16 protein-coding genes are annotated in these 21,250 nt (G+C 32.7%); 8 read left to right on the top strand and 8 right to left on the bottom strand.

The genetic code is table 11. From position 1 onward, the window contains the following. Positions 1–4: 4 nt before the first annotated feature. From fusA to rpsL, 3 genes are read right to left on the bottom strand one after another with little or no spacing between them, the layout of a single operon-like run. A complete protein-coding gene (gene fusA / locus D6200_RS15145) occupies positions 5–2,122 on the bottom strand; it encodes an elongation factor G (RefSeq protein WP_047789836.1) in 2,118 nt (705 codons plus the stop codon). A gap of 6 nt (positions 2,123–2,128) precedes the next feature. Next, positions 2,129–2,605: a 30S ribosomal protein S7 gene (gene rpsG, locus D6200_RS15140; RefSeq protein WP_028890723.1), complete on the bottom strand. Its 477-nt coding sequence runs from the start codon at positions 2,603–2,605 to the stop codon at positions 2,129–2,131. A gap of 32 nt (positions 2,606–2,637) precedes the next feature. Then, the gene (gene rpsL, locus D6200_RS15135) at positions 2,638–3,018 is read right to left on the bottom strand and encodes a 30S ribosomal protein S12 (protein WP_028890722.1); all 381 of its coding nucleotides are present in this window, start codon (positions 3,016–3,018) and stop codon (positions 2,638–2,640) included. A gap of 340 nt (positions 3,019–3,358) precedes the next feature. Between rpsL and D6200_RS15130 the strand changes: the two genes are divergently transcribed. The 5 genes from D6200_RS15130 to rlmB all read left to right on the top strand — a co-directional run bounded on the left by D6200_RS15130 (position 3,359) and on the right by rlmB (position 13,868). Then, on the top strand, positions 3,359–6,586 hold the full coding sequence (locus tag D6200_RS15130; RefSeq protein ID WP_073181431.1) for a SusC/RagA family TonB-linked outer membrane protein: 3,228 nt from the start codon (positions 3,359–3,361) through the stop codon (positions 6,584–6,586). A 12-nt stretch (positions 6,587–6,598) separates the two neighbouring features. Next, entirely contained in the window at positions 6,599–8,101 is a 1,503-nt protein-coding gene (locus D6200_RS15125) for a SusD/RagB family nutrient-binding outer membrane lipoprotein (RefSeq protein WP_073181433.1), read from the top strand. Between the two features lie 130 nt (positions 8,102–8,231). Further along, on the top strand, positions 8,232–11,513 hold the full coding sequence (locus tag D6200_RS15120) for a SusC/RagA family TonB-linked outer membrane protein (RefSeq protein WP_125064443.1): 3,282 nt from the start codon (positions 8,232–8,234) through the stop codon (positions 11,511–11,513). Between the two features lie 20 nt (positions 11,514–11,533). Further along, positions 11,534–13,045 carry a RagB/SusD family nutrient uptake outer membrane protein gene (locus tag D6200_RS15115; RefSeq protein ID WP_073181435.1) on the top strand — a complete coding sequence of 504 codons (1,512 nt, stop codon included), beginning with the start codon at positions 11,534–11,536 and terminating at the stop codon, positions 13,043–13,045. Positions 13,046–13,130: 85 nt separating this feature from the next. Continuing rightward, on the top strand, positions 13,131–13,868 hold the full coding sequence (rlmB, locus tag D6200_RS15110) for a 23S rRNA (guanosine(2251)-2'-O)-methyltransferase RlmB (RefSeq protein WP_073181437.1): 738 nt from the start codon (positions 13,131–13,133) through the stop codon (positions 13,866–13,868). 30 nt (positions 13,869–13,898) lie between these two features. Here the strand turns inward: rlmB and D6200_RS15105 are convergent, their stop codons facing one another. Continuing rightward, positions 13,899–14,660, bottom strand: a complete 762-nt coding sequence (locus tag D6200_RS15105) for a rhomboid family intramembrane serine protease (RefSeq protein ID WP_240627187.1) — start codon at positions 14,658–14,660, stop codon at positions 13,899–13,901. A gap of 22 nt (positions 14,661–14,682) precedes the next feature. On the opposite strand from D6200_RS15105, the gene D6200_RS15100 reads away from it, so the two are divergent. The 3 genes from D6200_RS15100 (at position 14,683) to D6200_RS15090 (ending at position 17,855) form a co-directional block, all read left to right on the top strand. Then, the gene (locus D6200_RS15100) at positions 14,683–15,954 is read left to right on the top strand and encodes a replication-associated recombination protein A (protein ID WP_047789843.1); all 1,272 of its coding nucleotides are present in this window, start codon (positions 14,683–14,685) and stop codon (positions 15,952–15,954) included. Positions 15,955–15,972: 18 nt separating this feature from the next. Next, on the top strand, positions 15,973–16,854 hold the full coding sequence (locus tag D6200_RS15095; protein WP_047789844.1) for a LysR family transcriptional regulator: 882 nt from the start codon (positions 15,973–15,975) through the stop codon (positions 16,852–16,854). A 77-nt stretch (positions 16,855–16,931) separates the two neighbouring features. Further along, the gene (locus D6200_RS15090) at positions 16,932–17,855 is read left to right on the top strand and encodes a YeiH family protein (protein ID WP_073181441.1); all 924 of its coding nucleotides are present in this window, start codon (positions 16,932–16,934) and stop codon (positions 17,853–17,855) included. 20 nt (positions 17,856–17,875) lie between these two features. On the opposite strand, the gene D6200_RS15085 is transcribed toward D6200_RS15090, so the two are convergent. From D6200_RS15085 to D6200_RS15070, 4 genes are read right to left on the bottom strand one after another with little or no spacing between them, the layout of a single operon-like run. Then, positions 17,876–18,619 carry a hypothetical protein gene (locus D6200_RS15085; RefSeq protein WP_047789846.1) on the bottom strand — a complete coding sequence of 248 codons (744 nt, stop codon included), beginning with the start codon at positions 18,617–18,619 and terminating at the stop codon, positions 17,876–17,878. Then, entirely contained in the window at positions 18,620–20,002 is a 1,383-nt protein-coding gene (locus tag D6200_RS15080) for a DUF5723 family protein (RefSeq protein ID WP_073181444.1), read from the bottom strand. It lies immediately after the preceding gene. Then, complete coding sequence (locus D6200_RS15075; RefSeq protein ID WP_125064442.1) at positions 20,002–20,574, bottom strand: hypothetical protein; 573 nt, start codon at positions 20,572–20,574, stop codon at positions 20,002–20,004. Before D6200_RS15075 ends, D6200_RS15080 begins: the two co-directional genes overlap by 1 nt. Then, positions 20,575–21,249 carry a YjjG family noncanonical pyrimidine nucleotidase gene (locus D6200_RS15070; protein WP_073181445.1) on the bottom strand — a complete coding sequence of 225 codons (675 nt, stop codon included), beginning with the start codon at positions 21,247–21,249 and terminating at the stop codon, positions 20,575–20,577. Position 21,250: the final 1 nt, after the last annotated feature.

Here is a 21,250-nt window from a genome sequence, read left to right as displayed (position 1 = left end):
TTAATTAACCTTTAGCGTTTGCGATTACTTCTTCTGAAATGTTACTTGGAGTTTCTGCATAGTGAGAGAATTCCATAGTAGAAGTTGCTCTACCTGAAGATAATGTTCTTAAAGAAGTAACATATCCAAACATTTCTGATAAAGGAACGATTGCTTTTACTACTTTAGATCCAGCACGATCGCTCATATCGTTTACTTGTCCTCTTCTTCTGTTTAAGTCTCCAACGATATCTCCCATGTTCTCCTCTGGAGTTAACACTTCTAATTTCATCATTGGTTCCATGATTACAGCTCTTGCAGCTTTTGCAGCAGCTTTATAACCTAACTTAGCAGCTAATTCGAATGATAATTGATCAGAATCTACAGGGTGGAAAGATCCATCCTTTAAAGTAATCTTCATCGAATCCATTTCGTAACCAGCTAAAGGACCATTCTTCATTGCCTCTTTGAATCCTTTCTCTACAGAAGGTACAAATTCCTTAGGAACGTTACCTCCTTTAATAATAGACTCAAATTGTAACCCTGTAACACCTTCATCAGCAGGCTCCATAGTAAATACAATATCAGCAAACTTACCACGTCCACCAGATTGTTTCTTATAAACCTCTCTGTGATCTGCAGTAGCTGTTAAAGCTTCTTTGTACTCTACTTGTGGTTGTCCTTGATTTACTTCAACCTTAAACTCACGCTTTAAACGATCAACAATAATATCTAAGTGTAACTCACCCATTCCTGAAATTACAGTTTGACCTGAAGCATCATCTGTTTTTACAGTAAATGTTGGATCTTCCTCTGCTAATTTACCTAAAGCCATACCTAACTTATCAACGTCAGCCTTAGTTTTTGGTTCAACAGCAATACCGATTACTGGATCTGGGAAATCCATTGATTCTAAAACAATTGGATTCTTTTCATCAGATAAGGTATCTCCTGTTTTAATATCTTTAAATCCTACAGCAGCTCCAATATCTCCAGCTTCAATAAAGTCGATAGCATTTTGCTTGTTAGAGTGCATTTGGTAAATACGTGAAATACGTTCTTTTTTACCTGAACGGTTGTTCAACACATAAGAACCTGCATCTAAACGACCAGAATAAGCGCGGAAGAATGCTAAACGTCCTACGAAAGGATCGGTAGCAATTTTAAATGCTAAAGCTGAAAATGGCGCTTTTGCGTCTGGCTTACGTGTTTCCTCCTCACCAGTATCAGGATTAGTTCCTACGATATTATCTCTATCTACTGGAGAAGGTAAATAACGACATACAGCATCTAATAAAAACTGAACACCTTTATTTTTGAATGATGAACCACATACCATTGGAATAATAGACATATCCATTACAGCAGCTCTTAATGCAGCGTGCACTTCTTCTTCTGTAATTGAATCTTCATCTTCCATGTACTTCTCTAATAAGTTTTCGTCATAAGCAGCAACCTCTTCGATTAACTTACCACGTAACTCACGAGCTTCTTCTTTTAATTCTTCTGGAATTTCTACAACATCGAAAGTTGACCCGTAGTTGTCATCATGCCATACAATAGCACGGTTTTTAACTAAATCAACAATTCCTTTAAAATCTGCTTCATCACCAATGTTTAATACGATTGGCACTGCATTAGACTTTAACATGTCTTTTACTTGCTGACATACAGCTAAGAAGTTTGCTCCTTGACGGTCCATTTTGTTAACGAAACCGATACGTGGCACTTTATAGTTATCAGCTAAACGCCAGTTAGTTTCAGATTGTGGCTCAACTCCGTCTACTGCAGAGAATAAGAACACTAACCCGTCTAATACACGTAACGAACGGTTTACCTCTACGGTAAAATCAACGTGACCTGGAGTATCAATAATATTAAAATGGTATCCCTTAGCATCAGCTGTAGGCTGTCCATTTTCGGTTGGAAATTGCCAAGTACAAGTAGTAGCTGCAGAAGTAATTGTAATACCTCTTTCAGCTTCTTGCTCCATCCAGTCCATTGTAGAAGCACCATCGTGAACCTCTCCAATTTTGTGAGACACCCCTGTATAGAAAAGGATACGCTCAGTTGTTGTTGTTTTACCAGCATCAATATGAGCAGCAATACCGATATTTCTTGTATATTTTAAATCTCTTGCCATTTCTTATTAAAATCTAAAGTGTGAGAATGCTTTGTTTGCTTCAGCCATCTTATGAGTATCAACTCTTTTCTTAACAGCAGCACCTTCTTCTTTAGCAGCAGCTAAAATCTCAGCAGCTAAACGTTGTGCCATTGTTTTTTCATTACGCTTACGCGCATAAGAAATCATCCATTTAATCGCCATAGAAACCTTACGGTCTGGACGAATTTGCATTGGAATTTGGAAAGTTGCACCACCAACACGGCGAGAACGAACTTCTACGTGAGGCATCACGTTAGACAAACCATCTTTCCACACTTCTAAAGCCGACTTTTCTTCGTCAGTTTTCTTTTCGTTTACGATATCCATTGCATCGTAAAACACTTTGAACGCTACAGATTTTTTACCGTCCCACATTAAGTTATTCACAAAACGTGTAACTAATTGATCGTTGAATCTTGGATCCGGTAACAAAACTCTTTTTTTAGCTCTTCTTTTCCTCATGTCTTTACATTAAAAAAGTTACTAATTAATTTTTACTTTTTGTCTTTTGGGCGTTTTGCACCGTACTTAGATCTACGTTGGGTTCTACCCTCAACTCCAGCAGTATCTAATGCTCCACGTACCACGTGATATTTAACACCTGGTAAATCTTTTACCCTTCCACCTCTAACTAATACTATCGAATGCTCTTGCAAGTTGTGTCCCTCACCTGGAATATACGCGTTGATTTCATTACCATTTGTTAAACGCACCCTTGCAACCTTACGCATCGCTGAGTTAGGTTTCTTAGGTGTAGTGGTATACACACGCGTACAAACTCCACGTCTTTGTGGACATGCTTGTAAAGCAGCCGATTTACTCTTCTTAGTTATTTTGGCTCTTCCTTTACGAACTAATTGTTGAATAGTTGGCATACTAAATTATTACTTGTTTTTAATTTGTACTTAAATTACTCTAATTTTAAGAGTGTGCAAATGTACGACAATTTTCTATTTATTCAAATATCAAGGAGTTATTTTTAACAAACCTCAAAAAAAAACTTCAAAAACTCAAACTCACAGCGCCTCTTACACCTTCTCTAAAACATAAAAAAATAAACAATATGTTAAAAAAAACAAACAATTTCAAAAAACAAACAACAACCTTACATTCCACACCAAAACAAACACTTTATTTTAGAATTATTTAACAAATACCTTGTTTTTTTAAGTTTTATTTATGATTTTTGGCTCAATTAATTCAAATAATTACATAATGAAAACAAAGTTTAATGGAATTTTAACGCTAATCTTAGCGTTAATTGTGCAAATATCCTTTGCACAAGAAAAAGTAATTTCAGGAACAGTTTCTGACGAAACCGGACCTCTGCCTGGAGTTAATGTATTAAAGAAAGGTACAACGATAGGTGTAGAAACTGATTTTGACGGAAAATACACTATTAATGCTAAAACTGGAGATGTTCTTGTTTTTAGTTTTGTTGGTATGAAAACTATCGAAAGAACAGTTACAAGCTCTAACACAATTAATTTAACAATGACTACTGACAATGTACTTGATGAAGTTGTTGTTACCGCACTTGGACAATCAAGAAGTGAAAGAGCTTTAGCCTTTGCAGCTCCTAAAGTAAAAGCTGCTGAATTAAATGCTGCTCAGAACGACAATGCCATAAGTGCTTTATCAGGAAAAGTAGCTGGTTTAAAAATCAATTCTCCTTCTGGTAATATAGGGGGATCTCAAAGAATCCTAATTAGAGGATCTAATTCTGTTACTGGTGAAAATCAACCTTTATTCGTTATCGATGGAATACCTATGGATAACTCAAATTTTAACAGCTCTAACGCCCAAAGAGGTGCTGGTGGTGTTGATTTTGGTAGTACTATTAATGATATTGACCCTAGTAATATTGAAACAGTTACTGTTTTAAAAGGAGCAGCAGCAGCTTTGTATGGGTCTAGAGCCTCTAATGGTGTTGTGTTAATCACTACCAAGACAGGTAAAAATTCAAAAAAACTAGGTGTAAGTATTAATTCTTCTATTACTTTTTCTGAAGTTGCTATCTTACCTGACCTTCAAAGAGAATATGGTGGAGGTTCTATAATTCCAGATTTTGATGACAAAGGTAACAGAATAGGTCGTAATGGTTTTGCTATACAAAATATTGGTGGAGCTGAATACATGTTAGTTCAATATAACACTGATGAAAGTTGGGGACCTAAATACAACCCTAATTTAAAAGTATTACACTGGGATGCTTTTGATCAAGCTAGTTTTCCTAATGATTATTTAAAACCAAGAGCTTGGGTAGCACCTGAAAACGACGTAGACTCATTTTTCAAAACAGGTATTTCTACAAACAACACCTTAACTCTAACTTCAGCTAGTGATAAAGGTAGCGTATTATTTTCTGCTGGTATTCAAGAAAATAGTGGTATAGTACCAAACACAGAGGTTAATCGTCATTTTGCAAAGTTTAGCATCAATCAAAAACTATCTGATGATTTAACCGCTGTTAGTAGTATAAATTATGTTCAAACATCTGGTTCTAGACCTGTTATTGGCTATGACGACAATAGTGTTACCCAAAAGTTTTTTCAATGGGGACAAAGACAACTAGACTATAAAAGGTTACAGAAGTATAAAAATGATGACGGAACCCAAAGAACCTGGAATAGAAATTCATGGAACAATCCTAAACCTAAATACTCTGACAACCCTTACTGGACAATTAACGAAAATCTACCTACCGACAGAAGAACTCGTGTATACGGAAATGCTAGTTTAAATTATCAAATAACAGATGACTTAAGTATTAAAGGTAGTGTATATGCTGACACATATAACTTTAGAAACACAGAACAAAAAGCTATAGGTTCTCAAGCTCAATCTGAATTCTTAGAAAGAGCCTACAATTTTAAGGAATACAACTATGAGTTTACTGCTAATTATAAAAAAGATTTTTCAGAAAACTTTAAACTATCCGCTTTGTTTGGGGCTAACAAAAGAAATCACACCTTAAATTATCGCTTCAACCAAACTACTGGTGGCTTATCAGTACCTAATATTTATAACATTAACAATGGTAAGGGACCTTTAGAGAAAAATGTTGATAATATAGATAAAGTAGTGAATAGTTTATTTGGAAGCGTTAGCTTATCTTTTGCTAATCAATTATTCATTGACTTAACAGGTAGAAATGACTGGTCTTCTACTTTACCAGAAGATAATAACTCATACTTCTATCCTTCTGCTTCTGTTGCATGGGTATTCAACGATGTTTTATTTCCTGAATCAAACTGGTTTAACTATGGTAAATTAAGATTTGGGTGGGCACAAGTAGGAAATGATACAGATCCATACAGAGTTATAAGCACTTTAACTTTAGACACTCCTTTTAAAGGTGATGGTAGAGTTACATCTCCTTCAAGCCTATTAAACTCTAACTTAGTTAACGAAACAACTACTACATGGGAAGTTGGAACAGAGTTAAACTTTTTAAATAGAAGAGTAAATTTAGATGTTACATATTACAGCAACGAAACAACAGATCAAATCATACCTGTTGACCTTTCTTATGGAACAGGTTATGGCTCTCAATGGATAAATGCGGGTAAAATGACTAATAAAGGGGTAGAAATACAACTAGGCTTAAAACCAATAGTTAATGAAAACTTCACATGGAACATTGATGTGAATTTCGCTAAAAACGAAAATGAATTGGTTGAATTAAAAGAAGGGCTAAACTCTATTCTTTTAACAAACGCTCCTTTCCAAGCTCAACTAGCTGCAACAGTTGGTAAAGCTTATGGTTCAATCATGGGTACTGACTTTATTTATGATGATCAAGGAAATAAAGTAATTACTAGTGATGGTACATATGCAGCGACTAATGATTTAGTTGCTTTAGGTTCTGCTAACCCTGACTTCAGTGCTGGTTTAAGAAATAGTTTTAAATACAAGAACTTTGACTTAGGAATTTTACTAGAAATGAGTAAAGGAGGTAAGTATTTTTCTACATCACACATGTGGGGAATGTACTCTGGTATGCTGCAAGAAACAGTTAACAATAACATAAGAGAAGATGGTATCGTATTACCTGGAGTAACTGGTACTGTAACTTATAATGACGATGGAAGCTACACTGTTACTAATACCGCTCCTAACACAACTAAAATATCTGGTCAAACTTACGGTACTTCACACTACGGTGGTTTTGGAACTCCAGATGCTCAAAATGTATTTGATGCTGACTTTTACAAAATAAGAGAGGTTTCTCTAGGATATACTTTTAAAGGAGAATTTTTAAAAGTTTTTGATAACGCTAGAGTTAGTTTATTTGGTAGAAATTTATACACCTGGGGGCTTGATTACGACGGAATTGACCCTGAAACAGTATCAACAGGTTCAGGTAACATTCAAGGTTTAGAAGGAGGTTTACAACCTTCTGTTAGATCTTTTGGTATGAACTTAAACTTATCTTTCTAAAACTAATATAAGATGAAAAAAATAAAATATATATTCGCTTCACTTTTGCTAAGTTCTTTTTTAGCATGTGATACAGATTACATTAATGACCCTGACAACCCTGAAACAGCACCTTCTACTCAGTTAGTAACTAGTGCTCAATTTAATTTAGCTTACGAATTAAATGATCAGTGGACTGGCGCGAGAGCAACATTAGCATTTGCTCAATTCTGGGCTGATGAATTTTATACTGACGAAAATAGATACGCCTTAAGAGTTTCGCAAGTAGATGATTTATGGCAGGAACCTTATTTAATTTTAACTGACTTAAAAAAAGTCATCGAATTAAATGAAAATCCTGAAACTGCTAATTTAATGTCTGCTTATGGCGACAATAACAATCAAATACAAGCTTCAAGAATAATGATGGCATTCACTTTTTCTAAATTAGTTGATGTTTTTGGAGATGTTCCTTATTGGAGTTATGGACAAAGAGATAATACTGCTTTTGAAGCTTTACGTCTAGAAGAAGGTATTAATAGTCCTGCTTATACTAGTGCTGAAACTATTTATGAAGACTTATTAGCTGAATTACTTGATGCCGCTAACAAAATGAATACCTCTAAAACTGTATTCACATCAGGAGATAATATTTACAATGGAGAGCCTGCTTTATGGGTTAAATTTGCTCACTCTATAAGACTTAGACTGGCAACTCATATTAATAAATATGATAACGCATTGGCTATGACAGTTTATAATGAATCTAATACCAAAGCTTTTACTTCTAATGCGGATAATGCTACTTTTGAATATGGTACTGATGATATAACTGGAGGCCCTTGGCATAACGCTTTTACTGTTGGAGCTCGTAAAGACTTTGGTCCTGCCCTATCTTTTACAGACTTACTATATAATCGTGTTGGACCATTCTCTTCAATCACAGAAGAAGACCCTAGGGTTACTAAATATTTTGATCCTTTAGGTACAACTGAAATTATTGGTATTCCTTATGGGTTTGGTAACGCTGTTGCACGAGCTGTGGAAAATGAAAGCATACCTAGCTCTGAAATAATCAAACCAGACTATAATCAGATTTTATTGTCTTACGCGGAAATGGAATTTATTAGATCTGAATTCAACGGATGGAACCAAACAAATTATGAAAATGGCGTTAAGGCTTCAATGCAGTCATGGGGAGTTCCTTCATCAGATGCTGATAACTATGTAGCAATGCTACCTGTTGCTAATGAAGAAAATGTCTTGACTCAAAAATATATTGCTTTATATATGGACGGGCTGGAAGCTTGGACTGAGTATAGAAGAACTGGATACCCTAATACTTTATCTGTGCCTGGAGATACTTTTGGTTCTGCTACCTTTACTACCTTAGTACCTGGATTAAACACGATACCTAACAGAGTTAACTACCCACAGAAAGAACAATTATTGAATAATTCTAATTGGGATGCTGCTAGGCAAGGTCTTTCTGATGGAGACACCATGATATCTAAATTGTTTTGGGATGTAAATTAATATACTACGACCTAAAACAAACACTTTTTATTAAAACGCCCTGATATCAGGGCGTTTTTTTATGTTAAAAAATTGTTTATTTAAGATATATTTATGATTTTAGCGATTAATTAATTCAAATAATTACATAATGAGAACAAAGTTTAATGGAATTTTAACGCTATTCCTAGCGTTGATTGTGCAAATATCCTTTGCACAAGAAAGAACGATTTCAGGTACTGTTTCAGATGAATCTGGTCCATTACCGGGAGTTACGATCTTAAAAAAAGGTACTGCACAAGGTACTGAAACTGATTTTGATGGAAATTACTCTATTCAAGCTAAAACAGGAGATGTTTTAGTTTTCAGTTTTGTTGGTATGAAAACTACTGAAAAAACTGTTGGAGCTTCTAACCAAATTAGCGTTGTGTTAGAAACAGATAATTTATTAGAAGAAGTAGTTGTTGTAGGTTATGGTACTACTACAAAAAAATCTTATGCTGGTACAGCATCTGTGGTTAAAGCTGAAAACATTGAGGCTAAATCTTTTTCTAACGTATCTCAAGCATTAGCTGGTGAGGTTTCGGGTGTAACAGTAATTAACACTTCAGGGCAACCAGGTTCTATTGGTACTGTACGTATTCGTGGTTATGGTTCTCCTTTAGGTAATCGTAGTCCATTATATGTGGTCGATGGAATCCCTTTTGCTGGAAATTTTGATTTGAACTCGATCAACCCTTCTGATATCAAAAACACTACGGTACTAAAAGACGCTACAGCAACAGCTATTTATGGTTCTAGAGGTGCAAATGGAGTTATTCTTATAACTACAAAAAGTGGTAGCAACAACTCTGAAAGAAGCTCTATAGAGGTTGATGTTAAAACAGGTATCAACACACAGCTTATACCTAGATATGATGTTCTAACATCTCCTGAAGAATATATCGGTTATACATGGGAAGGTATTTATAATGAGGGCGTTCTCGATAGTAGTACTGACCCTGTAGCTTATGCCAATGCAAGATTATTTACTTCAGTTGGAGCTGGTAACGGTTATAATATGTGGAATGTTGCTGATGCTTCTGCTTTAATAGATCCTGCTACAAAAACTGTTCGACCTGGTGTTCAACGTCTTTTTACTCCAGAAAAATATGCAGATTTAGCTTTTGGTACTGGGATAAGACAAGAAGCTAACGTACGTTTTTCAGGCGGTTCAGAAAAATCTAAATATTTTGCTTCATTTGGTTATCTTGATGACAGTGGTTATTCTTTAAACTCAGATTATAGAAGATATACTACAAGACTTAATTTAAACTCTGATGTTAAAGATTGGTTAAATATAGGAGTAAATATAGGTTATGCTTATTCTGAAAGCACAAATAATGGTCAGATTGAAGGAGCTGAAAATGTATTCGAATTTGCTGATAAGATGGCTCCTATTTATCCAGTATATGCGAGATACCCTAACTCAGGCCAATTAATTCCTGATCCTATTTATGGTGGCAACCAATTTGACTATGGTGCTCCAACAGGAACTACAAATGGTTTTGATAGAGATAGACCTATATCAAACTTGTTAAATCCTATTGGTTCTGCTATTTTAGATTTAGATGCATTTGATACTCATGCATTAAATGGTAGTTTTAGTGCTAATTTTAAATTAACTGATAAATTATCTTTTGAAACTAAATTTGGAGGTCAATACTCTATAGAACAAAGAAATAATGTTAGTAACCACGCTTACGGTACTGCTGCTGGAGTTAATGGAAACATTACTGTTAGAAACAGAGTTAGATGGTCTCAAACATTTTTACAACTTTTGCGTTATAAAACCTCTTTTGGAGATCATAATTTAGAGGCTTTGGCTGCTCATGAAACTTTTGAGAGAAGATTTGTACAAGATCAAGCTTTTAAACAAAATATAGTTGTTCCTGGCTTATATAACTTAAATAATTATTTAGAAGCTAGTGCTGCAGCCTCAGGCTATGAAGTTGGCTCGGGAATTGAGTCTTATTTTGGACAAGTAAACTATAACTATGCTGGAAAGTATTATTTCACAGGATCGTTGAGAACGGATGGTTCTTCTAGATTTGTAAACGATAAGTGGGGTGTATTTGGCTCAGTTGGTGCTTCATGGGTTGTTAGTGAAGAAGACTTTATGCAAGACAGTTTTATTTCTTACTTAAAAGCAAAAGCTTCTTGGGGTGTAACAGGAGATCAAGACGGTGCCTTAAATACTTCTGGTTTTGATATATTCAATGTTAATTTTATTGGAGGTGGTGCTGCTATTGATTTACGTTTAGCTGGTAACCCTGATTTAACTTGGGAAACAACTAGAATGTTCCAAACTGGTGTTGAATTGAGTTTAGGTAATTATGTTGATGCTAACTTTGACTATTATATAAGAAATACTGATAATTTATTTTTCAACAGAAGACTTGGACCTTCTTCAGGACTTTCTTCTATTTTGGTAAATGATGGAGAAGTTCAATATAACGGATTCGAGTTTGATGTTACTACACATATAATAAATAAAGAAAACTTTAAACTTGACCTGTCTTTGAACGGAGAAGTCTTAAGTAATGAAATGAAGACTATGCCTTTGGATCCTTCAACTGGTTTACCTAAAATTCTTGATTCAAATTCAAGTGAGGATGGAGGTTACGCTTATGCTCAAGGACGTTCTATTTTTGACTTTTATATGCAAGAGTGGGCTGGTGTAGACCCTAATGATGGTGCGCCATTATGGAATCAATACTATAATGATGCAAATAACAATGATGTATTAGATGCTGGTGAAGATGATTTTAGCACTTTAGAAAATGGAGATGACAGTACTACTGGTTCTCTTTATGAATATAGATTAAACGCATCAAATGCTAATATTAAAAAAACTACAACCAAAAACTACTCTAATGCAACTCAAGTATTTCTTAATAAGTCACTAATTCCTGATGTAAGAGGTGCTTTTAGATTATCTGGTAAATTAAGTGACTTTGATTTTTCTACTCAGTTTACTTATAGTTTAGGAGGATATGCATATGACAACACTTACGCAGAACTTATGTCTGGAAATAACAACTTTCACGTAGATATTAGAAATAGATGGCAAAATCCTGGTGACCAAACTAATGTGCCTCTTTTAGCTAACGATTCTGATGTTGTTGCTAATATTTCTTCTGCGTCTTCTCGCTTTATAACTAGTACTGATTTTATAGCATTAAACAATGCTAGAATTGGGTATACCTTACCTAATAAGTTCTTAGGAGAGTCTGGTATTGATTTATTAAATATTTGGATATCTGGAGATAATCTTTTTAACGAAACTACTAGAAGAGGTTTTAACCCTGCTGTTACAGAAACTGGAAGCTCTGCACGTAGAATATACGCTCCTGCTACTACGTTAACTTTAGGTGTAAGAGTTAAATTTTAAATTTTATTAACATAATAATTATGAAAAAAATAATAAAAATATCATTAGCAATTATGACTATAGGGTTTTCATATAGCTGTGCTGATGAACTATTAGATAATAGTGGAGTTTCTGGTGATAGTCAACCTACCCAGTACCTTACTAGTGCTCAAGCTGAATTTGGCACAAACACAAATCCAGATATACCTGCTGCTTTTGCTAATGGTATTTACGCACAAATGATTCAAGTTGGTAGTGGTGGTTCTGACTCTCAAACTGACTTTGGACAAAAAGGGCAAGATATTTATGCTGATATTGTATCTGGAGATATGGCTCTAACTGCTTCTGCTTTCCGCTGGTATAATAGAATATCTCAACTTGATGTTACTCAAAACTTCATAAGAGGTGAAAATAGAATCATTTGGAGATATTATTATAGAATCGTTAGATCAGCTAATACAGTTATTAAGAGTTTAGGTGGTAACGACTTTACTCCTACTATTGATGAAAACAAGTTTGCAATGGGACAAGCTAAAGCAATGAGGGCTTATGCTTACTTTTATTTAACTCAATATTATCAAAGAGAATATAATCCTAGTGAGTTAATTTTACCTATGCCTATTGAGGCTACTAGTACAAATCTTCCTAAATCTTCTGCTCAAGAAGTTTATGACTTGATGGAGAAAGATTTAACAGAGGCTATAGCTTTATTAGACGGTTTTGAAAGAACTTCTAAAAACCAAGTAAATAAAGATATTGCTCAAGCTTTATATGCATATGTTTTAGGTGCTAGGGGTACTGACTTCCCTAAAATGGCAACTCTAACGCAAAATGTTATTGATGCTAATAAGTTTATTATTAAGTCTGCTAATACTGTTACCGATGGCTTCAACAGTGTTAATGACCCTAGTTGGATGTGGGGTATTGACATAGTTCCTGAAAATGGATTAGGTTTAGTTTCTTGGTGGGGTCAAGTCGATGCCTTTTCCTATAGTTACGGATGGGCTGGTGATTATAAAGCCATTGATATAGGGCTTTATAACCAAATCCCTGCTAATGATGCAAGAAAAGCTCAATTTTTTGCGAACTCATCAAGTACTAGATATTTACAACCTTTATTTAAATTCTATTGGGCTCCTAATGTAGATGTAGGTTCTGGACCTCAAACTGGTCTTGGTGCTGATTATGTTTATATGCGTATTGAAGAAGTTTATTTATTAAACGCTGAAGCAAATGCTCGCTCTGGTAATGAAGGGGCTGCTAGAAATAGTTTGAAAGCTGTTATGCAAAATAGAGTTCCAGATGTTACTTATATTGATGCTTTAAGTGGTCAATCATTATTAGATGAGATATACTTGCAAACTCGTATTGAATTATGGGGAGAAGGTAAGAGTTATTTAGCAATGAAGCGTTTTAAAGCTACAGTAAATAGAGGTTCAAATCATATTTTCTTAGCTAATGAATCAATGGATTATAATGAAGAAAAAATGACTTTTGAAATTCCTCAAGATGAAATTCAAAACAATCCTTTCTTGAATGATCAAAATCAATAATTATAATAAGACATAATTATTCATAGTCTTAACCACCTCTAACGAGGTGGTTTTTTTATACCATAAAATCAACTACATTTGCAACATGGAACAAAACACAAATATTTTCGGTATTAGAGCCATTATTGAAGCTATAGAAAGTGGAGCTTCAATTAACAAGGTATATCTTCAAAAAGGTTTACGAGGAGAATTATTTTTTCAATTAGATAAGCTCCTAAAGAAGAATAAAGTATCAACTAGTGTAGTTCCTACTGAGAAGTTAGATCGTTTATCTAAACATAACAATCATCAAGGTGCTGTAGCTAAAATTTCACCTATTGACTTTTATGATTTAGAGAACTTAATTGAAGAAGCATTAGAATCTGATAAAACTCCCCTATTTTTATTATTAGATCAAGTTTCTGATGTAAGGAATTTTGGGGCCATTATTAGAACAGCAGAATGTACTGGTGTAAACGGAATCATCATTCAAAAAAGTGGTAGTGCTCCTGTAAATGCTGAAACCATTAAAACTTCAGCTGGAGCTGCTTTTAAAGTACCTATTTGTAAAGTAGATCATATTAAAGATGCCATTTTTCAACTAAAAGCTGCAGATATTAAATTAGCTGCTGCTACTGAAAAAACTGAAGATTCAGTTTTTGATGTTAATTTTAATCAACCTATGGCAATCATCATGGGTTCTGAACACAAAGGAGTAAGTAACTCTGTTTTAAAAATGGTGGACTATAAGGCTAAATTGCCACTTCTAGGTGAAATTGAATCTTTAAATGTTTCAGTTGCTTGTGGTGCGTTCTTATATGAAGCTGTAAGACAACGTTTATAATATTTTAAATCCTGCTTAGTGCAGGATTTTTTATTCCTCTTCCTTGTAGATATAACGGTATTTTATTTCCTTCAATTCTAACTCGGCTTCTTCTACAATTGGTGGAATATAGTTTCCATTTTTATCAAACATATCATCAAATTCTGTTTTAGAGAACTCAAACCTTTCCTTAATTATACCTTTATTTTTGTATAACAAAGCTAATACTATTCCTGTAATTAACCCTGATAAATGACCTTCCCAAGACATTTCTTCTTTAATCGGTAATACATACCAAACCATACTTCCGTATAAAAATATGGTGATAAAAGAAACAGCTACTAACCTGTAGTTTTTCTTTATAATCCCACTAAAAAGAACAAAACTAAAAAGCAAATACACAATTCCACTCGCTCCAATATGGTAGGATTCTCTTGCAATTAACCAAGTTAGTAATCCAGTAATAATCCCTCCAAATAACAAAACTTTAATTGCTACTTCCTTATAAAAATAAAAAAGACAAGCTGAGAGCACAAATAAAGGAACTGAATTATTAAAAAGATGCTTGGTGTCACTGTGAATAAAAGGAGAGCACAAAACCCCTTTTAAGCCACTAAAATTTCTCGGAAAAACTCCAAATTTATTGAAATTCCATCCAAATTTAATTTCTATCCAGTATACAAGCCAAATTGTAAAAACAAACAGGAAAGGAATAGTAAAAACTGTTGAAGAAAATTTTAGTTGCTGTTCTGTGTTCATAGCCTTTAAAATAACAAAAATAAATCCAAAGCAGTATTTCTGAAGTTCTGTCATAAATCTTTGCTATTTTTACATTATGAATCAACCTTTGGCAGAAAGAATCCGTCCACAAAGTTTAAGTGACTATATTAGTCAACAACATTTAGTGGGCGAAAATGGAATTTTAACCAATCATATAAAACAAGGAATTATTCCTTCACTAATTTTATGGGGGCCTCCAGGAATTGGAAAAACTACCTTAGCCAATATTATTGCAAATGAATCTGGACGTCCATTTTATACCTTAAGTGCTATTAGCTCTGGAGTAAAAGATGTTCGCGAAGTAATTGAAAAAGCAAAGAAAAGTGGCGGATTGTTCACACAAAAAAACCCTATTTTATTTATTGATGAAATTCATCGTTTTAGTAAATCACAACAAGATTCTTTATTAGGCGCTGTTGAAAAAGGTTGGGTAACTCTAGTTGGCGCTACCACTGAAAACCCAAGCTTTGAGGTTATACCTGCCCTACTCTCTCGCTGCCAAGTGTATATATTAAATTCTTTTGATAAAAATGATTTGGTTGCTTTGTTACATCGCGCAATGGAAAAAGATGAAATCATTTCTCAAAAAAAAATCAACTTAAAAGAAACCGATGCACTGCTTCAAGTTTCTGGCGGGGATGCGAGAAAACTTCTGAATATTTTTGAATTATTAGTTTCTGCTGATGATGAAATTGAGGTTACTAATGAATTGGTGTTATCTAAAATTCAAAAAAATACGGTTCGTTATGATAAAACAGGTGAACAACATTACGATATTGTTTCTGCTTTTATAAAATCTATCAGAGGAAGTGATCCCAACGCAGCAGTGTATTGGTTAGCTCGTATGATAGAAGGCGGAGAAGACGTGAAGTTTATTGCTCGTAGAATGCTTATTGCTGCTTCTGAAGATATTGGTAACGCAAACCCTACTGCCTTAATTTTAGCCAACAATACCTTTCAAGCTGTTTCTGTAATTGGCTATCCAGAGTCTAGGATTATTTTAAGCCAGTGCGCTGTATATTTAGCAAACTCTGCCAAAAGTAATGCTTCTTATATGGCTATAGGTGAAGCACAAAATTTAGTTAAAACAACTGGTGATTTGTCTGTTCCGTTGCATTTACGTAATGCTCCTACTAAATTAATGAAAGACCTAGACTACGGAAAGGAATATCAATACTCTCACAACTACGCTGGTAATTTCGTAAATCAAGAATTTTTACCCGATGAGATAAAAAACACAAAATTGTATGAACCAGGTAACAATGCTCGTGAAAATCAATTTAGAGAACTACTGAAGCAACGTTGGAAAGATAAATACAATTATTAGTTACAATACAAATAGGTTATGAATTATAAACTAAAAACTTTTATCAAAGTTGCTCAGTATTCAAGTTTTACAATCGCTTCTAAAGAGTTGAATATTTCACAACCTGCCGTTTCTAAAACTATTTCTAAATTAGAAGAAGAATACAATACAACTTTTTTTAATAGATCACGAAATTCTATTTCATTAACAAATGAAGGAAAAATTTTTCTTGATTATGCTTATAAAATTACTGAGTTATTTGAAGAATTAAAAAATTCTTTTCTTTTAAATGAAGAGAGCGTTTCTCTTGAATTTAATATAGGATTAAGCACCACAATTGCTACGTATGTGATACCAAAAGTACTTGCTAAAATACAACAAAACTCTAATAATATAAAGTTCAATATAATTAGTGGTAATACAAAAGATATTGAACATAAGATTTTAAATCAAGAATTAGAGTTTGGTATTGTAGAAGGAAAATCTTCTAATCAATTATTACGATACTCAAAATTTATAAAAGATGAAATTGTGCTGGTTACAAGCACTAACAATAGCAATAGTAAAAGCTCTATATCAAAAAAAGAACTAAGTGAAATACCTTATGTAAGTCGTGAAATTGGTTCGGGTACACGTGAGGTAATTGAAGAAACTTTAAAGAAAAACAACATTACTACACTAAACAGAGTAATAACATTAAATAACACAGAGGCTATTGAACAGTACTTACATTACTCTAACTCTTATGCTCTCTTATCTATCCATGCTGTAACGGAAAAACTCATTCAAAACAAATTAAAAATAGTTGATATTAAAGGGCTTTCTTTTGAGCGTGAGTTTGATTTTGTTTGTAGGACAAACTATCAATCAAAAAAAATGGACCTACTTTATAAATTAATTAAAACCAACTATAACTTTTAGTTATTCTGTATAACTATTTAATTTCCTTTTTAGCTATATTTCAGTCGTAGTTTTGTTTCATCAAATTCTTAGAAAAAATGAAACAATTCTATCTAATTATCTTTTTTATATTCTCTATAACACTAGCCTTGGCTGGCTACATTTCTAGCCCTTTTGCTTTAGTATTTGGCTTTATTTTGACATCTATTTTTGGTAATCCTTTTCCAGAAAAAACTAAAAAAACAACTCAAATTCTTTTAAAAACGTCTGTTATTGGTTTAGGTTTTGGAATGTCTTTAACTGAAACTATACAAACAAGCAAAGAAGGGTTTATTTTAGCTACTTTATCAATTATTTTAACCGTAACTCTAGGTCTCTTTTTTATTAATTTTTTCTCAATTGAGAAAAAGTTAGGCTTTTTAATTATTTCGGGGACTTCTATTTGCGGCGGAAGTGCTATCGCTGCTATTTCACCTGTAATTAAAGCTAATCATAAAACTATAAGTATCGCTATTGGAGTTGTTTTCTTTTTAAATGCTATTGCCTTATTTATATTTCCTCCTTTAGGACATCTTTTTGGTTTAACTCAACAACAATTTGGAATTTGGTGCGCCATAGCTATCCACGACACCAGTTCTGTTGTAGGGGCTGCTTTAGAGTATGGTGATGAAGCTTTGCAAATAGCAACTACTGTGAAACTTGCTCGTACTTTATGGATTATACCTTTATCTTTTTTTGCTATGCTTCTTTTTAAGTCTAGTGATAGAAAAATTAAAACCCCTTATTTTATAATTGGATTCATTGTAGCAATGCTATTCAACAGTTATCAAGTTGTTCCTGAAAGTTTTTCAATAAACATCGTAGAATTATCTAAAAGACTTCTCGTAGTAACCTTATTTTTAGTAGGAATGAATTTAACTGGTAAGGATTTAAAAGAAAGTGGTATTAAGCCTGTTATTGTTGCTTCTCTTTTATGGATATTTATAAGTGTTTTTTCACTACTCTTTATTATTGTTTCTTAAAGAGTAGTGAAAAATATGCATTAGAACTTTATTTGATATTGTTTTGTTGTTTTAGTTCCATCCATATAATACTCAGCAAACCAAAAATCTCCATTTTTATATAAAATTCCATTCTTATCTTTAATTACAAAAACGTCTTTTACATTCGTTTTTAATACTTGAAAAACAACTTCAGGTTTTGTGTTTACTAACTGGAATCCGTTAGTTGTTAATTGTGCATACAATACATTCTTTGTTGTGTTTTCTTCATTAGCCTGCACTGTTTTATTTTTTACTACCTCAACAGTTGAAACCACTGGAGCTACTTCTTCTTCTTTTACAGTAGTTACTTCTTTTGATGGTGTATACTTGTACTTTAATGCCTGTACTGATTTAAAAGCATTACGAATAGCTTCATGATAGGCCTTTTTGTAATCTTTCTCTTTACTTCTTCCTTCTTTAGATGCAAACACCACTTTGTTATTACAATCTTTTAACTCTACAATACTCTTTGTTGTAAATAATCCTGATTCATCTCTTACTGTACCTGTTAAAGCTAAACACCTATTATTTACAACTTCTTCTGGTAACTTCTCATCTTCTAATAGTGCTGTAAAGCCATACTTATTGAATAAGAATTTTGTTAATGAACTTGTTTGGTATTTATCTTTACCTTTTAAAAAGTCAAACTTTGTTGGTACAATAACATACTTATAAGTATTAATAGATTTTTGCGCAAAACTTGTTGCTGTGATTAATAATAAAACGTAAACTATTTTTTTCATTTATTTAAATATTAAATTAACTCCTAGTTGAAAAGAGGTTGTATTGGCATCAGCAATATCGGCAATTTTAAACAAATTGTCCACTACACCGTATATGTTTAACTTTCCTGTTTTTACTGATAATCCTAATCCAAAATTAGTGTATGAAAAATCATCAATTGTATAGGTTATTTTACTCCTCACTCCTTTTATTAAAATTCTTTCATAAAAACTTGTAAATGCGAATTTAGGTCCTGTAGGTCTAAAAACAGCAAACAACTGACCACCAATAGCATTGTTATAAAATTTATTATACGTCATATCGTAGCAAGTTTCTTCTCTTCTTGATTTTCCCCAACTATGTTTAACTGAACTATTAAACTTTATAGGGCGCATTACTGTATATGAATTTTTATCTTCTTCATTAGGTATTTGGCTTTCTATGTCGTTCTTTAAGTCTTCCCAATAATTACGATTTGTTCCATCGTATTTAAACTCAATACCAGAAAAATCATAACTTCCTTTTACAGATGCATTTCTATTTCCTTTTGAATAATTCACAAAACCTACATCTAACAAACTAGCTGTTAATTCAGTTTGTTTATTAATCTTATAGGTAATTCCAAAATCTATACCTAAGCCCAAGTTTCCTCCCAAAAGTGATCTACTAATGATATCTTTTGTAGAAATTTCAACATTATTATTTTCATTATAAATACCAGAGCTATAAAGCGCGGCATCAATATTATTTAAATGGTGTGTGTAAATATTATCTTGACCTAATTTTGTTGCAAAACTTCCTTTATTTTCAGTAGAAGTAACATTAGCTATTCCCGAATAAATTTTTAACCTCCCCCCTACTATTAACTTATCATTTACTTTTTTTGAAATACCAACATGGAGAACACTTAATACTTCAGATTTTACCGAAACTTCTGATGCCAAAAAATCTTTATTTAAGTTGGAAGCATTGCCATCATTAATTAGTTGTAATATATTTTTTGGCACCGCCATAAATGCGTCTACTTCTGTATAAAAACCTCCAGATATATAATACTTATCATTAAGTTTATAGCCTGCATTTAGTATTTCTATTTGTGTGTTTAACTGTACATAATCGTTAACTGATAATTTATTTAATGCATTCCTATACTTAACATTAAAATTAATCATGTCATTTCTAAAAACATCAGCTATTGTAACATCACCTGTTACTCCGGCTTGAAAAGACACTCCTGATAAAAAGGGAATTCCTACATGATATTTATAATTAACGGTTGCTCCTGGGTTTAATAATAATGTTTGTGGTATTTCATCGAACCCATATAAAACTTGTTTATTTTGACTGTTTATTTCGTGTATTACGATTATAAACAACAGCAATAAAATGTATAAATGTTTCATTAATTTATTTTAAAATAAAGGGTTCCTGCTGATTTAAAAGTAAACTTTTTGGGTTCGTTGATATCAATCACGGTACCGTCTGAACTTGGTAATAGCTCAAGAATTAATTCAATTTTAGTTGAATTTAAAATACTTGAATTACTCAAAACATCAATAACCTCTTGAAAGTTAAAAGCCTGAGTGTTTTTTGGAATATTAATTGATGTAACTCTATACGTTACTGCATTATTCTCGTCGAGAAAATTAAAATTAAGTTTAAAGTTTCTATCAAAAGGATTATTTATTTCAAAATTAAGTTCAATTTTATTTAAATCTTCAGCTCCTTCATTATTAAAAACTTCTAACCTTGAAACCTCTCTTATTCTTGCTATTTCAATTCCTGTTGGTGTAACTAATGAAGTTTGATCAAGATTGGCATACACTAATGATGCAACAATAACTGGTGTTATTTCTATATCTTCTGCTTGACTAAAATCAATATCTTTTATACATGACATATGTGTTATTAAAACAAATAATATAAAGAAGTGTTTTACTTTCTTATTTTTATTTATTTTCAGAATATTATTCATTTATAAATATTTTTTTAATTCAATTAATGAAGTTATTTGTTGGACATCTTTACTTTTTATTTCTTCTGAAAAGTGAATTACTTTCATTTCTGAATTTAGAGCACCAATAATATCAGCCTCATAATTGTCACCTATCATAACAGACTCTTTTGCTTTAGCTCCGGCTTTTTCCAATGCAAACTTAAAAACCTTCGAATTAGGTTTTTTAGCTCCAACACATTCAGATGTGATTACTTGTTTAAAAAAATTACTAATTCCTGACTTTTTTAGTTTTAATTTCTGCACCTCTTCAAAACCATTAGTAATGATGTGTAAATCATACTTCTTTTCTAAGTACTCTAGTACCTCTTTAGTATTATCAAATAGGTGGTTAAAGTTTGGTAAATATTCTATGTAATCTTTAGATATTTGGTTTATTAAATCATCAGAAACTTCATAATTTAAATTATCAAATGTTTCTTTTAATCGATAATACCTTAAAGCTGATTTTTCTATTTTATCTTCTCTGTATAGTTTCCAAAACTTAAAGTTCAAAGGCATATAAACTTTTAAAAAATCACCTACTGGAATAGTTATATTTTGTTCTTTAAAAATTTGATTAAAGGTTAGTTTAGAGTTTTTATCAAAGTCCCATAATGTATGATCTAAATCAAAAAACAAATGTTTTATATCCATA

The organism is Tenacibaculum mesophilum, assembly GCF_003867075.1.
In the GTDB taxonomy this organism is placed as follows: Bacteria; Bacteroidota; Bacteroidia; order Flavobacteriales; family Flavobacteriaceae; genus Polaribacter; species Polaribacter mesophilus.
The sequence above is the reverse complement of the archived record's forward strand: the minus strand, read 5'-3'. Positions and strand labels throughout refer to the sequence as shown.

Coding starts and splice junctions, on each gene's coding strand:
- D6200_RS15095 (WP_047789844.1), top strand. CDS start 15,973: ATGAATTATAAACTAAAAACTTTTATCAAAGTTGCTCAGTATTCAAGT.
- D6200_RS15105 (WP_240627187.1), bottom strand. CDS start 14,660: ATGACAGAACTTCAGAAATACTGCTTTGGATTTATTTTTGTTATTTTA.
- D6200_RS15120 (WP_125064443.1), top strand. CDS start 8,232: ATGAGAACAAAGTTTAATGGAATTTTAACGCTATTCCTAGCGTTGATT.
- fusA (WP_047789836.1), bottom strand. CDS start 2,122: ATGGCAAGAGATTTAAAATATACAAGAAATATCGGTATTGCTGCTCAT.
- D6200_RS15100 (WP_047789843.1), top strand. CDS start 14,683: ATGAATCAACCTTTGGCAGAAAGAATCCGTCCACAAAGTTTAAGTGAC.
- D6200_RS15125 (WP_073181433.1), top strand. CDS start 6,599: ATGAAAAAAATAAAATATATATTCGCTTCACTTTTGCTAAGTTCTTTT.
- D6200_RS15080 (WP_073181444.1), bottom strand. CDS start 20,002: ATGAAACATTTATACATTTTATTGCTGTTGTTTATAATCGTAATACAC.
- D6200_RS15085 (WP_047789846.1), bottom strand. CDS start 18,619: ATGAAAAAAATAGTTTACGTTTTATTATTAATCACAGCAACAAGTTTT.
- D6200_RS15115 (WP_073181435.1), top strand. CDS start 11,534: ATGAAAAAAATAATAAAAATATCATTAGCAATTATGACTATAGGGTTT.
- rpsL (WP_028890722.1), bottom strand. CDS start 3,018: ATGCCAACTATTCAACAATTAGTTCGTAAAGGAAGAGCCAAAATAACT.
- rlmB (WP_073181437.1), top strand. CDS start 13,131: ATGGAACAAAACACAAATATTTTCGGTATTAGAGCCATTATTGAAGCT.
- D6200_RS15130 (WP_073181431.1), top strand. CDS start 3,359: ATGAAAACAAAGTTTAATGGAATTTTAACGCTAATCTTAGCGTTAATT.
- D6200_RS15090 (WP_073181441.1), top strand. CDS start 16,932: ATGAAACAATTCTATCTAATTATCTTTTTTATATTCTCTATAACACTA.
- D6200_RS15070 (WP_073181445.1), bottom strand. CDS start 21,249: ATGGATATAAAACATTTGTTTTTTGATTTAGATCATACATTATGGGAC.
- D6200_RS15075 (WP_125064442.1), bottom strand. CDS start 20,574: ATGAATAATATTCTGAAAATAAATAAAAATAAGAAAGTAAAACACTTC.
- rpsG (WP_028890723.1), bottom strand. CDS start 2,605: ATGAGGAAAAGAAGAGCTAAAAAAAGAGTTTTGTTACCGGATCCAAGA.